At 53.3% G+C, this 14,680-nt stretch carries 14 protein-coding genes; 4 read left to right on the top strand and 10 right to left on the bottom strand.

Features of this window, described 5'->3' with window-relative positions; all coding sequences use genetic code 11:
• Nucleotides 1-52: 52 nt before the first annotated feature.
• From ACAM_RS04480 to ACAM_RS04465, 4 genes are all read right to left on the bottom strand, one after another.
• Nucleotides 53-841, bottom strand: coding sequence for a hypothetical protein (locus ACAM_RS04480; protein ID WP_148706423.1), 789 nt, complete (start codon nt 839-841; stop codon nt 53-55).
• 81 nt (nt 842-922) lie between these two features.
• Nucleotides 923-1,177, bottom strand: a complete 255-nt coding sequence (locus tag ACAM_RS04475) for a hypothetical protein (protein WP_022541628.1) — start codon at nt 1,175-1,177, stop codon at nt 923-925.
• A gap of 177 nt (nt 1,178-1,354) precedes the next feature.
• Nucleotides 1,355-2,395 (bottom strand): hypothetical protein, encoded by a 1,041-nt coding sequence (locus tag ACAM_RS04470; RefSeq protein WP_022541627.1) that lies wholly within the window; start codon nt 2,393-2,395, stop codon nt 1,355-1,357.
• A 5-nt stretch (nt 2,396-2,400) separates the two neighbouring features.
• The gene (locus ACAM_RS04465; protein WP_062661840.1) at nt 2,401-2,727 is read right to left on the bottom strand and encodes a hypothetical protein; all 327 of its coding nucleotides are present in this window, start codon (nt 2,725-2,727) and stop codon (nt 2,401-2,403) included.
• Between the two features lie 226 nt (nt 2,728-2,953).
• Between ACAM_RS04465 and ACAM_RS04460 the strand changes: the two genes are divergently transcribed.
• Nucleotides 2,954-4,216, top strand: a complete 1,263-nt coding sequence (locus ACAM_RS04460; protein ID WP_022541625.1) for a 3-phosphoshikimate 1-carboxyvinyltransferase — start codon at nt 2,954-2,956, stop codon at nt 4,214-4,216.
• Nucleotides 4,217-4,228: 12 nt separating this feature from the next.
• On the opposite strand, the gene ACAM_RS04455 is transcribed toward ACAM_RS04460, so the two are convergent.
• The 5 genes from ACAM_RS04455 to ACAM_RS04435 form a co-directional block, all read right to left on the bottom strand.
• Nucleotides 4,229-5,206, bottom strand: coding sequence for an ABC transporter ATP-binding protein (locus ACAM_RS04455; protein ID WP_148706523.1), 978 nt, complete (start codon nt 5,204-5,206; stop codon nt 4,229-4,231).
• Nucleotides 5,207-5,280: 74 nt separating this feature from the next.
• Nucleotides 5,281-6,282: an ABC transporter ATP-binding protein gene (locus ACAM_RS04450; RefSeq protein WP_022541623.1), complete on the bottom strand. Its 1,002-nt coding sequence runs from the start codon at nt 6,280-6,282 to the stop codon at nt 5,281-5,283.
• Between the two features lie 7 nt (nt 6,283-6,289).
• Nucleotides 6,290-7,453, bottom strand: a complete 1,164-nt coding sequence (locus tag ACAM_RS04445) for an ABC transporter permease (RefSeq protein WP_022541622.1) — start codon at nt 7,451-7,453, stop codon at nt 6,290-6,292.
• 1 nt (nt 7,454) lies between these two features.
• Nucleotides 7,455-8,453 carry an ABC transporter permease gene (locus tag ACAM_RS04440; protein WP_022541621.1) on the bottom strand — a complete coding sequence of 333 codons (999 nt, stop codon included), beginning with the start codon at nt 8,451-8,453 and terminating at the stop codon, nt 7,455-7,457.
• A 150-nt stretch (nt 8,454-8,603) separates the two neighbouring features.
• Entirely contained in the window at nt 8,604-10,856 is a 2,253-nt protein-coding gene (locus ACAM_RS04435; RefSeq protein WP_022541620.1) for an ABC transporter substrate-binding protein, read from the bottom strand.
• A 187-nt stretch (nt 10,857-11,043) separates the two neighbouring features.
• On the opposite strand from ACAM_RS04435, the gene ACAM_RS04430 reads away from it, so the two are divergent.
• Together ACAM_RS04430 and ACAM_RS04425 are read left to right on the top strand one after the other, a co-directional pair.
• Entirely contained in the window at nt 11,044-11,931 is an 888-nt protein-coding gene (locus ACAM_RS04430) for a DUF1028 domain-containing protein (RefSeq protein ID WP_022541619.1), read from the top strand.
• Entirely contained in the window at nt 11,909-12,478 is a 570-nt protein-coding gene (locus ACAM_RS04425; RefSeq protein WP_022541618.1) for a hypothetical protein, read from the top strand. Before ACAM_RS04430 ends, ACAM_RS04425 begins: the two co-directional genes overlap by 23 nt.
• A gap of 25 nt (nt 12,479-12,503) precedes the next feature.
• Here the strand turns inward: ACAM_RS04425 and ACAM_RS04420 are convergent, their stop codons facing one another.
• Nucleotides 12,504-13,778, bottom strand: coding sequence for a Glu/Leu/Phe/Val family dehydrogenase (locus ACAM_RS04420; RefSeq protein ID WP_062661842.1), 1,275 nt, complete (start codon nt 13,776-13,778; stop codon nt 12,504-12,506).
• Nucleotides 13,779-13,972: 194 nt separating this feature from the next.
• Between ACAM_RS04420 and ACAM_RS04415 the strand changes: the two genes are divergently transcribed.
• Nucleotides 13,973-14,632, top strand: coding sequence for an undecaprenyl diphosphate synthase family protein (locus ACAM_RS04415; RefSeq protein ID WP_022541616.1), 660 nt, complete (start codon nt 13,973-13,975; stop codon nt 14,630-14,632).
• Nucleotides 14,633-14,680: the final 48 nt, after the last annotated feature.

The following is a 14,680-nucleotide window of genomic DNA, read 5'->3' as shown; positions in this document are numbered from 1 at the left end:
GGGGTGTGTCGATGGTATTACCCTAGGATTCCAGGGTCAGCTGGGAGCTGTGCTAACCAGCCTCCTCAAGCCCTTTCTCTAGAGCCTTCTCCATGGCTGGTCTGAACCTTTCAGCGCCTAAGGCTATGAGGGGTGCTGCGTGATCTGGGACACTCATAAATTGGTCTAAGAGTACCCTCCAGGTGTAGCCGCATCTGCTGCAGAATCCCAGTCCTATCCTTCTTGATTTGTCCGTGAATATGCCCACCTCAAGCGGTACCGTGGCGCCGCAGCGCGGGCACACGGGTATTCCTCTTGAGACAAGCCATGTGTAGAAGCACATGTGGCACACCATGTAGAATCCTTCGTCCCTTCTAACCATCGTCTCGCTCTCAACCCCACATACGGGGCACCTATGGCTTATGCCAGACCACATGTATCCCTTTCTCTTGAGCTCTTCGGAGAGCCCCCTTAAAATGCCTTGGACTACCAGGAGCACTCCACCACTCCTGTAAGGATCTACATCGCTGCCTTCAGCCACGCTGACCAGGTCCTCGGGCTTGCATCCGGAGGGGTCTAAGCCTAAGAGGATCTGTGCCCTCTTACAGTACTCGCTTATCCTATCGCTGCCAAGTAGATCCTCCGCCTTCTCTATTACACATCTCGCGTCACACTCTTCTACATCTATCTTACCCCTAAGGTCCTCGATAATTTCAGACTGAAGCCTCTCAACCTCTCTCACCTTCTCTAGATCGGGTAGTTCGAGCCTGTGCAGACTCTTATAGGCCATTAGAGATCTTACCAGCTCGGAGACTCTCCGTCTAATCCTCTGGGATCTAGCACCATCTGCCATTGCCTTCACAGTCCCCACGAGTATATTTACTTGTCCAAGGATTTATGGAGAAGACTATAGCCCGAAGCAGAGAGGTCGGGTTAGAACGATCTAGCCGACCTCCTCTCCGGCCAGTTTTGCCTCGAGGAAGCGGTGGAGTTTGGCTCTACCGCTCCAGGTAATCTTGACTCTCCCCTTACACAGCCTTATAAGACCTGCTGCGGCCAGCGTTTGCAGACATTTTTCCACGTCTTCTCTGTCTACTCCAAAACCGGGCGCAGCATCTACTATAGTACCCAGCCTCTCACCATCAAGGGCTGAAGCGATCCTTAAAACGTGTATGCAGCCCTCCAGATCGCCGGGCACGCTGAACACCCTAATGAGATTGGGTGGGCTGTAGGGTGTAAGGATCGAGACCGGGTATTACCCTGGAAAACCACGTTTTCCGCCTTGAGACGTTTTCCGTCATGCCGATTTATGCCTAATGAATGCTTGGCTGGGTTTAAACGTTACAAATACCATCGTTGGGTTTAGAAGGAGGGATTAGTAGGTCTGTGAGATCCTCGCTAGCACCCTCTCCTTGTGTAGCTTCATGTGTATGGATGCTAGCACGTATGCCATGTCCTCGAAGGCGAGCCTAGCTACTTCCAGCCCTCCAGCTATAAAGCCCGCTTGGAAGGGATAGCCAGCTAGTGCAGCCCTAGCAGACCTCAGGGTCTCGGCTCTAGTAGTTTGTCTAAGGGTTTCAAGCATTGAACCCACGTCACCGCCCTCAAGCCTAACCCCTGGGATGACTTGAGAGAGTGAGACGGCAAGCCCGGCGGCGCTGTCCTCGCTCTCGTAAATCTGCCTCACGCCCCCGTCCCAGTTGAAGCCGCAGGTGCTTACACCTTTGTAGACCGTGTCAAGGCTTCTGGCGTCAACTCCGGAGTATTTCGCCTGTAAAACACCGGATATTAGCATGAACTTTATCCTCGGGCAGTATACCCTCCAGACTAGGCTGGACTCCCTTGGAAGACTACTCGTGGCCGCCTCCAGCATGCTGACAGCCAGGGGGCCTGGGGCGTAAAGTATGAGCCTCTTATCCGGCTCGGATAGTAGGCTGGCCAGCTTAATGTAAAGCTTCCTCAGTAGGGGGGATGGAGCGCTATTGACAATAGCCTCTACACTCTCAGGCTCCTCCCCCGATGAAACTATCTTGTTGAGCGTAGTACCCTCTACCGCCGAGGTTGGTAGCTTGGAGATGTTTTCCAGGTTTAGGTTTCCGGCTCGGAGGGAGTACAGTGTAGATATGACGTCTTTGGCATCCTCTATCATGAGGTTAAAGCCGACTGCATACTTTGCCTTTGCGGGAGAAAGTTTTACGGCTTTAACCACGATAGAAGCGAAATCCCTCCATAGGAGAGGCTCTAGGGCTGACATGCTCTTAGCCTCCTTAACACCGGGGAATGCTGGTGCTGACGCGGTGGAAAGAGCCTCTGCAAGGCTCTCCGACTCCATAAGCTCTCTATACTGCGAGGGGTCCGGAAGCATCGATAGAACAGCCCTAATGTAGGGGACGGCTTTTGCATAGTCCGAGGCCAACAGCTCTACCCCCCTAGCAGGCTCTCAAGCTCACTAAGAAAGGCCTCTACACCTTTGCCCCAGTTTCTCTCGGCACTCTCCCTCAGCTCTCGTTTGGCAGACTCTACCCTCGACTTAGTCTCCCTCTCGAGCTCCTCCTCAGCGCTGGAAAGCATCTTTTCAAGCTCGGCCAAAGCGGCCTCCAGCAGTTTGCCAATCTCTCTCTCCAGCCTCTTAGCCTCGCTGTCCGCGGTAGATGCTATATTACCTGATAAGTCAATGGAGGCTTCGTCAAGCTTTCTTGCAGTCGAGTCTATAACGTCCAGCGCCCTGGCCAGCTTCTCCACCGACAACAAACCCACACCCAACAAGGTAGAGTTAATCCCGAGAAGTCTTATTATATAGCCCGCATACTTCCCTGCATAACCTCCTTATGGATACCACAAAACAACGACACCCAATGGCGGGGGAGAAAACCCTATAAGGAGCATAAAAACGATTAACACTAGCTTAGGGCCGCATAGCTTGGCAGTAACCGGACGGTGGATTGAACAGTAGTTAGGAGGTGGTGCAGCTGTAATGGACTTGATTGTAAAGCCAAGTCATATCAATGGCGAGGTTAAGGCGCCATCATCCAAGAGCCACACTATAGCGGCGATATTCGCATCCCTACTCGCAGGCGGCCGCTCAAAAATCCTGGAACCCCTTTACTCGAGGGATGTTGATGCCGCGGTAAATGCGGTTAAGAGGTTTGGAGTATCTGTTCAAAGCGACCCTGGAGAACTTGTCGTATCCTCCCCGCCAAGACCTTGGTGGCCGAAAGTGGTGAACTGTAGGAGGTCGGCCACCGTACTTAGAAGCTCGATCGTGGCGGCCTCCCTAGCTCCCGGAATCTCTCTTATCTACGGTGATTCCCATACCAACTCCACGCCTGTTGACGAGCTGGCGAAGGCCCTGAGAAAGTTAGGAGCGGAGGTCCTAACCACTAATGGCAAGCCCCCTGTAGCCGTCAAAGGCCCCCTACCTCGAGGCTGCTGCGAGGGTGAGACTGTTGGGGCTAGCGACGGCGAGTCGCTCGCAGCGCTGCTCCTAGCCTCGCCACTGCTGGGATTCTCTATTAAGAAAGCTGGGACACAGTTATGGCACCATGTTGCAGTCACACTACACGTGCTCCGCGGATTTGGAGCGAAAATAGGTTATGAAGGTGATGTATACCACCCCGAGAAGCCCTATAGGCCTGGAACCTATAAGGTTCCAGGGGATTATGTAAGCGCTGCTCCACTTCTCCTGGCCGGCGCTATAGCAGGTAGGGTTAGAGTGCGCAGGCTAGACCCCAATGACCCCCAGGGAGAGAAAGTTTTCCTAGATATACTGGGTCAGGCCGGAGCAAAGCTAAACATTATAGGTGATGCCGTTGAGGTCACCGCCGACAGTGTTCTCGAGCCGTTTGAGACGGACGTATCTGAGACGCCAAGCCTAGCTCCTGTTCTGGCCGTTCTAGCAGCATATGCTAAAGGGAGGACAATAATAAGAGGTATTTCCCGGCTAAGGCTCAAGGAGGGGGGCAATCTGAAACCTCTCGCCTCAAACCTCAAGAGACTGAAAGTGAAGGCTAGACCCCAGTGCGGTGGAGACTGTCTCGAGGTGTATGGCGAGGGTTTCGTGGAGGGCGGTACGGCGAAAGGCTACGGCGACCCAAGGATAACCATGGCATTTGCAGTGGCGGGGCTGGCCTCCCGAAGGGGAGTGAAGGTCACAGGTGCATCCCGCTTCAAGGATTATTACCCCGGCTTCGTGGAGGACCTGAGGAGTGTAGGGGCTGAGATAGAGGTTGTAAAGTAAAATGGCGGGCGCTTAAAGCTCCCCAGGCCTCCAGCAAGCTACCCAATGGCCCTTTTCAACCTCTTCTAGAGGCGGCTCTTCGAGACATTTATCAACGGCTAGTGGGCAGCGTGTCCTGAACCTGCAGCCTGAAGGCGGGTTTATAGGGCTCGGCGGCTCGCCTCTTATCCTTATGCGGGACCTCCTCCTTGCCAACTCGGGATCTGGGACTGGTATGGATTCTAACAGGACCCTAGTGTAGGGGTGCAGCGGTTTTTCGAACACCTCCTCCGCCTCGCCGAACTCAACTATCTTTCCAAGATACATTACAGCTATATAGTCGCTCATGTATCTAACTACCCCGAGGTCGTGGCTTATGAACAGGTATGTCAGGCTGTACCTCTTTTGAAGATCTTTCAGAAGGTTTAGTATCTGTGCCTGCACGCTAACGTCTAACGCGCTCGTAGGCTCGTCCAAAACTATGAACTCGGGCCTTAGGGCTAGTACCCTGGCTATGGCTATCCTCTGCCTCTGCCCTCCGCTGAACTCGTGGGGATACCTGTAGAGGTGCGTCTCGTTCAGGCCCACCTGGTATAGGAGGCTGACTATATACTCCTGGAGGTCGCCAACCTTTATACCGTGTACTTTTATAGGCTCGGCTATAAGGTTGAATATGGTTTTCCTGGGGTTTAGGCTGCCGTAGGGATCCTGGAATATAATCTGAGCCCTCCTCCTGAACTCTTTAAGCCTCCTGCCCCTCAGACTCATAACGTCGGTGCCATCGAAGAATATCTTTCCTCCGGTAGGCTCCTCCAGCCTCAGTATTACACGGCCGAGGGTCGTCTTGCCGCTACCGCTCTCACCAACGAGCCCGAGCGTCTTGCCCCGGGGTATCCCCATTGTCACGTTGTCAACCGCTTTGACAAAGGCTCTGGTGAAGAAGAGGCTCTTCACCGGGAAGTACTTCTTCAACCCCACCGTCTCTACGAGCAACTTCCTCCCGAGGAACATCCTCTGGAGAACCTTCCTAGCATCATCAACTCCCATCTGCTCGCCCCTCACAGTCAACACCGGCTCACCCCAAGCTAGCCTTTCTCAAGCGCCCAACACGACGCCTTATGCCCGGGGCTATATTCCTTGAGCAAAGGCCTCTCCCTGCTACACCTATCGAAGGCTAGGGGGCAGCGGGGGTGGAACCTGCAGCCGGGGGGCGGTTTTATTAGGTTTGGCACGGTGCCCGGTATATGCTCTAGATTGTCTATCCTGGCCAGAGGGTTAGGAACAGCTTTTATCAAGGCCCTCGTGTAAGGGTGTAGGGGGTTTTTGAATAGCTCCTCTACCGGAGCCTCCTCAACAATGTTTCCAGCGTACATAACAGCGACCCTGTCGCAATACTCCGCCACAAGGCCTAGGTTATGGGTTATGAGAAGGAGGGTCAGACCATGTCTTTTCTTCAGTTCTGTTAGGAGGTCCATTATCTGAGCCTGGATTGTGACGTCAAGGGCTGTTGTGGGCTCGTCGGCTATCAGGAGCTTAGGCCTGTTTGATAGTGATATCCCTATGACGCCCCTCTGCTTCATCCCCCCGCTGAGCTCGTGCGGATAGCTTTTGACCCGCTTCTCCGGGTCAGGCATTAGCACGGTTTTCAACACTCCTACAGCCCGCCTTACCCCCTCCTTGAGACTCGTCACTCTCTCGTGGGCCAGCATCGTCTCCCCAACCTGATAGCCTATGGTATAGAGGGGGTCCAGAGCTGCTGAAGGATCCTGGAATATGTAGGCAATCTCCTCACCCCTTAGCCGTCGCAGCTCTTTCACGCTCAGTGACATGATGTCGACCCTCTTGCCGGGCTCTGGGTAGTAGTATATCTTGCCCTCAACTATCCGGCCGGGCGGGTATATAAGCCTTGTCAAGGCCCTGCTTGTAACAGATTTCCCGCATCCTGTCTCGCCGACGAGACAATATGTTTCGCCTCTGCAAATCCTAAATGAGACATCCTCTATGGCTTTGACTACACCCGCGTATGTGTAGAAGTAAACCTTCAGGTTTTCAACCTCAATTATGGGGTCGCAGTCACCACTGGACATTATATCCTCACCTCCCCTTAACCTTAAACTCTATTCTCCTCCTGGTCCTCGGGTCCATTATATCTCTAAGGGCGTCACCCAAGAGGTTGAACCCGAGCACGGTGAATAGTATTGCCAGTCCTGGGAAGAAAACTAGCCACCAAGCGTTAGGGTAGTATTGGGCGCCATCGTAGATTATCCTGCCCCAGTCAGCTATAGGCGGAACTGCGCCTAGACCGAGGAAGCTGAGGCCAGCCTCGACGAGTATAACAGCGCCGAAATCGAGGGTAAGGTAGACGAGGACAGGGCCTAGGATGTTTGGCAGTATGTGGCCTACGAGGATAGAGTGGGTTGGTATGCCTAGAGCACGCGCCGCCTCGACATAAGTATTCTCCCTAGCCGACAGCACCATCCCCCTAACCAGCCTCGCATAGACCGGCCACCACACTATCCACAGTGCTATAACAACAACCACAAGCCTCACCATCGGAAGCGCGTCCTCCGGGTTAAGTGCGAAGAGTCTCAAGAGCGTTCCAAGCAATAGCTCATTATTCATTATTATAGGGTCTAGCCTGCTTGGGAGTACTGCAGAGAGGGCTATCGCCAGTATCAGTCCCGGGAAGGCTAGGAACACGTCGACAACCCTCATAATGATCTCGTCGACAACCCCTCCCTTATAGCCTGAGAAGAGCCCGAGGAGAATCCCTATCCATGGGCCGATCGCCATGACAAGGATTACTACTATGAAGCTAGTCCTTGCTCCGTACAATATCCTGCTGAGGAGATCTCTCCCATACTCGTCGGCTCCAAGCCAGAGCTTATACGTACCCGGCTCTATGCCGAGCTGGGTGCATATAGAGTCTTCAGGCACCTCCACTACAGTCCCTGGCGGGGCTAGCCTTACGGCGTCGAAATCTGTTACACAGTATACTAGCTGGTCGTTGTATCCCAGTGGAGCGATAAATGGGCCTATAATGGCTATCATAATGAAGATAACAACTAGTGCAACCCCAAGCAGGCCTATCGGGCTCCTGTTGAGGGCATAGAGGGTGAGCTTAAGCTCGTCTAGCCTCGCCCTATTCCTCTCCCTCCACCCAGGCCTCAGCACGTTCATGAGGGCAGCTAGACTATCCACAATTGCATCTGCAACCCTGTCTAGAAGCTTTTTCTCGTATACCTCGTCCCCCGACATCCTAGTATCTCACCCGAGGGTCAATTATAGCGTAGGTAATGTCCACGAGTAGGTTTACTGTAAGGTAGATGATGCCTACGAATAGAACACCTCCCATTAGCGATAGGTAGTCGTAGTTGTTTATACTGTCGAGCAGGAACTTTCCAAGGCCCGGCAGCCCGAATATCGTCTCTGTTATAGGGGCTCCTGTCAGGAGGCCGCCGAAGATGAGTCCCAGAACCGTCACTATAGGGATCGAAGAGTTCCTCAGAATATGCCTGTACTTCCATGTGGATGGGAGCCCTCTCGCGTCCATGAACTCTACATAATCACCGCTCATCGCGTCGAGGAAGCTGTTCCTAACTAGCCTGGCTACGAACCCTATACTGGGGTATGCTAGTGTGAAGGCTGGTATCGTGTAGCGTCTGAGTACGTCTTCGAAGGTGGCCATGTCGAGCATTATGATAGAGTCTATAAGGGGTATCCCGGTTATGGAGTATGGCGGCTCGGGAGTCCCTGCCAGTGTTATAAGCCTGTACTTAGTGTAGAACACAAATATGAGCAGGTAGGCTAGCCAGAAGATGGGGACTGAGATGCCGACCAGCGCCATGATTCTAATTACAGCGTCTACTATAGTGTCTCTGGTCAATGCAGATATTATGCCGAGGGGTATTCCCAGGATAATTATGAAGACGAAGGCTAACAGTGTTAGCTGGATTGTAACCGGCAAACGATCCACTATCATATCCCACACGTAGTTGCTGGTGACCGGGCTTATCATGGTGTTCGTCAGTAGCTTGTACATGAAGAAGAAGTACTGCTCCCAGAACGGCCTGTCTAGCCTATACTCCTTTACAATCTGCTCTACAACCTCTGGGCTAGCCTTCTCCCCGCCAGCCCATAGCTTAGCAGGATTGCCCGGTACAACAGTGGCTATTAGAAACGTGACGAAAGTTACGCCTACTAGCGTGGGTATAAACGTTAGGATACGCCTCACAAGGAAGCGGGTAAGGTTAGACACTCCCACTCTCACCCTTCCTGGCTTGCGCCTTCTACTAACCACTCGATATATCCAGGAGCAAAAAGCATATACGCGATCCCGGGCTGGAAAGAGCGTCTATGCTGGTAAAAAACCTTTGTAGTCGCAGGGGCCCCGCCTCTTCTACCATATTCAGCCTGAGAAGAAGGTTCTCAGCTCGCTCAGGCTCTGGAACTGGTCAACCTGTAGTACTGTGAATTTAGTGCCACCGTAGAACAGGGGGCCTGCATAGTTATCAGGGTCTATATAGTCTGGAGCCCAGCCTACTATCCACACGTCGAAATCGCCCTTCTCGGTTCTGGAAAGTAGCGTGGGCCATTCTAGAGGCTCGACGACCACGTTGAAGCCTAGGTTGCCCCATATCGTCTTGAGCATGTTAGCCACTTTCTCCCTCTGCGAGTTGCCCTTATTATACCAGATCTTAATGGTGTAGTCTGAGGGGTTGATGCCGCTCTCCTTGATCAACTCCCTAGCCTTAACTATGTTGAACTCGTACTGTGTGACTATATCGTCGTTGTGGCCGAGGAAACCTGCGGGCAGCACTCCGTTGAGCCTCTCTATGTATCCGGCGTAAACGGAGGTCTTAATTTGGTCGAATGGTATGGCGTACATTAGGGCCTGCCTAACCTTGGTGTTGTTGAACGGTTCCTTCATGGCGTTGAGCACTATGAAGACTATAGTAGGGGATAGCCCCTTCTCCTCAACAATTATCTGGAAGTTCGTTCCCTCCATTGTGTAGCCTTTTATATCCTCGAGCCTGTCGAGGGGTATAGCGCCTGTGTCGGCCTGACCGCTCTTCATGGTCTCTATCCTGGACACCGCGTCATCGTTTATCAGGAAGATGACGACCTCATGCTGGGGCTTGTCCTGGCCGTAGAGGTCTTGCCATAGCTGCTTGTTCCAGTAGTACGGGTTATACTCGAGTATTATGTAGCTACCCTCCTTGTAGTCCTTCACATAGTATGGCCCGGTGGCTATAGGCTTCTGGTGGAGAAGTATGTGGCTCGGCTCGTTCTCACCGGAGCCTATGTATGCCTCCCAGGCCGCGGGGTTCTTGCCGAAGTCGGACGCCTGGAGGGCTTCCTCATACTTGCCCTGGAGCTCCTCGACATTGTCAAAAATGTACTTCATTGGTATTACGCTGGTGAATGGATCCGCGAAGATGCTCAGAATCGGGGCATATGGGTAGTAGAGCTTGATCTTTACGACGCCTGCAGTGTCTCCGCTGTAACCGAAAGCCTGGAGTAGCTCGTCCAGGCTCTTAACCTCGCCGTTGAAGCTTCCGTAGGATGCGTATATGCCTCCCTGGCTTAGGAGCTGGTTGAACTCGTTCTCGCTGAGGACCTGACTGTTGTTAACGTCGACAAACTCTGTTATCATCCAGCTGGGGTCTAGGCCGAGCCTCGCTATCCTCCATATAGTGAAGAGCACGTCCACAGCTGTTATATCATAAGTCTTGTTGTTCCAGTTGTCGAAAGCCTTTACCCCACCCCTTATCACGAAATACCACTCCGTAGAGTCTTCGTTGTGAGCCCACGCCACGGCCAGCTCCGGCATGAGCTCAGTGGTCTCGTCCTTCCAGAACGTCACGAGTGTCTGGCCTATGTTGTGCCATATATGCCAGCCGAAGGTCTCGTAGTCGGCAGCAGGGTCGAAGGTGTCTGGCCAGCCGAAGGTCACGTCTACCCAGGTGTTAGGCCCGTTGGAGTAGCCACCGAAGCCTAGGTCCACCACCGGGGCGTTCGGGTCCTCGCTGATGAGGTCGAATCTAATGTCTAGTGTGGGATGGTAGTACAGCCCCTGTACCCAGCTCCAGTAGACGAACACGACTTTATACTGGCCGAGCCATAGTATAGGGACCTCCTCGTTACTCAGCTTATACACCGCCTCGTATACAGCCTCTCTGATGAAGGGGTCCGCCGACTTCCTACCAACGATGATTAGGGCGTCAGCATACTCGTTCCTGTAGAAGGCTGGGTTTATGTCGACGAAGGAGACCGACTCCTCAACAGGCTTGGTATTCGCCTCGTCCACCTCAAACTTAACCGCTATAATAGGCTTCCCCTTAGGGTCGAAGTCGGGTACATACGCACCAACGGGCCCTACAACCACGAAGGCCTTGCTAGTCTCGATAACCATTGCTTGCGGGCCTGTAGGTGTTGTTTCAGATGGAGTTGTCTGGGCTGGCTGTGTTTGGGTAGCAGTCTGAGTGCCAGTCTCCGTGGGAGTGGTTGTGGCTGCTGGTGTCGTCGTTTCAACTGGGGTTTGGGTTGTCGTCGTTTCCTGAGCCCCTCCACCGCCGCCCATCAGGTATATCGCCGCTAGGATGACTATGACGACGACCACAGCCCCCGCTATCAGTAGCCTCCTATCCTCCAAAGCCAAGCGTGGAGCCACCCCACTCCGTTCTAGTAGAGGATAGATTGACCAGGAACTGTATTTAAAGATTATAATTTCCACAGGCCGTTGCCCAGTGGAGAGCATAAATACCTGTTAAGAGGCCTCCGTCTCCCCAATATAGGGCTTAAATCCCGGCCAGATACTTTTTGAACTGTGGAGGCGGTATTTCGGTATGACCTTTTCGATAGTAGCGGCTAACCCAGGCTCGGGTGAGATTGGAGTTGCAGTTGCTTCAAAGTTCATAGCCGCTGGCTCGCTGGTACCGTGGGTCCAGCTTGGGGTCGGGGCTGTGGCAACTCAGTCGTGGGCCAACGTTAAATTCGGCCCTGCTCTGCTCAGGCTGCTCGAACTCGGGTACACTCCCCGGAGGGCTGTCGAGATGGTTCTGACGGGCGACCCGAGGAGGGAGATGAGGCAGATAGGTATAGTGTCTGCTGGTGGCGAGGCCTATGCGTTCACAGGGAAGGAGTGCATAGAGTATGCGGGCCATATTATTGGTGATGGTTTCGCGGTCCAGGGCAACATACTAGCTGGGCCGGAGGTCCTGGAGTCGATGGCAAGGGCCTACGAGACCACCAGCGGAGAGCTTGTGGACAAGCTGTTGGCCGCTCTCGCAGCTGGTGACAGGGCTGGCGGAGATAGGAGAGGCCGGGAGAGCGCCGCCATCGTAGTCTACAAGCCCTGCGGAGGATATGGGGGGTGCGAGGAGGGCGTGGGCAAGTATGTTGACCTTAGGGTCGACCACCATCCAGACGCTGTCAATGAGCTTTTACGGCTGTTTAAGATATGGGAGATAACGATACTCGAGAGGGAGGATCCGAGCGACATTGTCAGCATAGAGGATGTCGCGGGTGAGCTTGAAAGAGCTCTCGCGGCCCTCGGGTTCTATAGAGGGCCCTTCAGGGGTAAACCATCACGTGAGCTTCTCGAGGCTCTCGAATCCTGGATGGCTATAAACAATTTCGAGAACAAGATAAGGAAGGACGGGTACATATGGGGAACGGTGTATAGATTCCTGCTCGAGGAGGCTAGGAGGGTTGGAGGGGATAAGGAGAGTTAGGCTAGCCATACCTTACCATGTTTTCGAAACCGAGAAGGGAGAGGGGGGAATAGGCTTTGACGCAAGTCTCTGGAGAGCTGTTGATATGAGCTTCAGAAGGAGCCTCTTAGCCGTCCCCATCTCCAAGCTGGGGTTGAAAGCAGAGGGCAACTGTGTACTCAAGCCAAAGATGTCTCCTGAGGAGGTCCTACAAGGGCTTAGGGAGATAGCTAGACAGAAGCCTAGCCCCTATAAGGTTTTCAAGGCTAGGCTAGCAGCCCTTATCACCCCCTTCTCCCGGGGCGAGCTAGATAGGGTGGGAAGGGAGTATGTTGAGGCTATTCAAGCAGCAAACCTTGCCTCAGCAATACTCGAAATGGGTGTCGGGCGCTACCGTGGAGTGTATTGGGGCAGTGTGGATCTGGAGCTTGAGGATAGGGAAAGGGGGGGAGGCTTGAGGCTTGTAGACGCTCCCTCACCCGGCTATAGAGGACTTGTGGAGAACGACATGGGCGTGAGGAGGTTTTTAATAGTGGCGGCTAGAGCCTGTGTCGGCACAATAGAGTAGTTGTTGATCCTCCCCCGGGTCCCGGCTAGATCCAGCCCCTGAGCTTCATCGCTTTTACAACCCTCTCCACGGCTATCATGTATGCGGCGTCCCTGAGGCTGTTCTCGTCTGGCTTCAGTTTCTTCTCCCAGTACGTTATAACGCTCTTAGTGTTATTCACCATTTTCTGCTCGAGCTTATTCAGAGCCTCCTCATCGGTGATCCACCCGCCCATCCTATTGTTTACCCACTCTATGTGACTCATTATGACGCCGCCGGCGTTTGCCAGAATGTCGGGGAGAACTATGATACCCTTCTTAACCAGTATTTTCTCGGCGGCTGTTGTTGTTGGGCCGTTTGCACCCTCGGATATTATCTTTGCCTTAATCCTGTCTGCATTCTCCTCCGTGATAACCTCCTCTATCGCGGCGGGGACTAGAATGTCCACGGGTAGCTCGAGTATCTCCATTGTTGAGATCTTCTTGCCACCTTGGTAGTTAGCCACGGTGCCTGTACTCCGTTTCACCTTCAACGCCTCCTCAGGGTCTATACCCTCGGGATCGTACACACCACCTCTGCTGTCGCTGACGGCAACTATCTTAGCCCCCATTTCTGCGAGAAACTTGGCTGCATAGTATCCGACATTTCCGTAGCCCTGGACAGCGACGGTTCTCCCCTCAAGACCGCCCAGGAACTTTTCCGCTGCAACACGGGTTGAGACGGCTACACCATAGCCTGTCGACACTATCCTGGCGTTGAGGCCTCCAAGCTCAACAGGCTTCCCGGTCACAACGCCGAAGAACTGGCCCCTCTTCACCTTGTTATACTCATCGAGAAACCAGGACATGACCTGGGGGTCTGTGTAGACGTCGGGTGCTGGTATATCCTGGTCCACGCCTACTATGTCGCTGATACTCTCGAAGTACTTTCTCGATAGAAGTTCAAGCTCGCGGGGAGACAGTATCTTCGGGTTAACCCTAACACCACCCTTACCGCCGCCGTATGGCAGTCCTGCCAGGCTGTTCTTCCACGTCATCCACATGCTGAGGGCTATTACCTCATTCATTGTAACGTTGGGGTGATACCTTACCCCTCCCTTGTAGGGGCCGAGAGCGCTGTTGTGCTGGCTCCTCCAGCCTAGAAACGTCTTTACAGTGCCGTCGTCCATTTTAATCGTGATCCTTACCTGAAGTACTCTGTCGGGGCTGGCCAGGACCTCGTAGACATGGTCATCATATCCCAGAAGGTCGATAGCCCTCCTAAGCTGTGCACGGGCCTCATCTAGAGGGTCTGTAGGGTGCAAGGCCAAGACCTCCACCATTTTATTTTAAAGTGTGGGAAGGATTTTAGCAGAATATTAGGCGAAGATACTAACAGGTCCCACAAAGATCCCTCCAACGCGTGGGTTTAGACCTATTTAAGCATATTTTGCAACCCTAAACGTTTTTACAGCAGCTTATCACAAAACAACCACAGGCCTCAACCCCACAGGCAGAAGGCAGAGGTTGCTGCATAATGAAGCTGCCCAAGGCTATAGGCATCATACCGGACGGCAACCGAAGGTGGGCACGGCTCCGCGGGGAAAACCTCTACATAGCATATTATACAGGATATAGAAATGTCAAAAGGATACTCGGCTACATAAGGGACTTCTACCCCAGCGTAAGGTCAGTCTACCTTTACGTGCTCAGCAGGGATAACTGTAGCAAGAGGAGCAGGGGAGAGCTCTCAATACTATACAGGATCATGAGGAGGTCGATAGAGAAGGATATAGAGGAAATCAAGATGAGTGGGGCGTCGCTCGTCATAGTAGGCGATCTCAACCATCCAAACCTGCCCGAAAACATAAGGGAAGGCCTAGCCCCCTACCACTTCGACTTCTACATGAAAAACGGTGGCCTGCCCGAGGGGCGTAGAGTTGTGGCCGGCCTATGCTACGACCCCTTCTGGGAGATAGAACATTACAGCCCCAAGCTCCTCCCCAGCAGGCTTCTCGACGAAATAGACCTAGTTATAAGAACGGGTGGTGAAAAAAGGCTGAGCAGCTTCTTCCCCCTCCTAACAAGATACGCCGAGCTATACTTCACTGACAAGCTCTGGCCAGACTTCACCAGGGAGGACCTCGACGAGGCTGTTAAGTGGTTCTCAACCCGGAGAAGACCTATGGGCCGGTGAGAAGGGAGGGGTCAAACGTGCTACAGGCCCGTTTAAGGTTAAAGCCTC

The sequence above is a fragment of the Aeropyrum camini SY1 = JCM 12091 genome (assembly GCF_000591035.1).
In the GTDB taxonomy this organism is placed as follows: domain Archaea; phylum Thermoproteota; class Thermoprotei_A; order Sulfolobales; family Acidilobaceae; genus Aeropyrum; species Aeropyrum camini.
Note: the sequence above shows the minus strand (reverse complement) of the source record. Positions and strands in the feature narration are given on the sequence as shown.

Bases quoted from the DNA above. Each gene is read 5' to 3' on its own strand.
- ACAM_RS04460 (WP_022541625.1), top strand. From the start codon at position 2,954: ATGGACTTGATTGTAAAGCCAAGTCATATCAATGGCGAGGTTAAGGCG.
- ACAM_RS04455 (WP_148706523.1), bottom strand. From the start codon at position 5,206: ATGTTCCTCGGGAGGAAGTTGCTCGTAGAGACGGTGGGGTTGAAGAAG.
- ACAM_RS04450 (WP_022541623.1), bottom strand. From the start codon at position 6,282: ATGTCCAGTGGTGACTGCGACCCCATAATTGAGGTTGAAAACCTGAAG.
- ACAM_RS04445 (WP_022541622.1), bottom strand. From the start codon at position 7,453: ATGTCGGGGGACGAGGTATACGAGAAAAAGCTTCTAGACAGGGTTGCA.
- ACAM_RS04430 (WP_022541619.1), top strand. From the start codon at position 11,044: ATGACCTTTTCGATAGTAGCGGCTAACCCAGGCTCGGGTGAGATTGGA.
- ACAM_RS04420 (WP_062661842.1), bottom strand. From the start codon at position 13,778: ATGGTGGAGGTCTTGGCCTTGCACCCTACAGACCCTCTAGATGAGGCC.
- ACAM_RS04415 (WP_022541616.1), top strand. From the start codon at position 13,973: ATGAAGCTGCCCAAGGCTATAGGCATCATACCGGACGGCAACCGAAGG.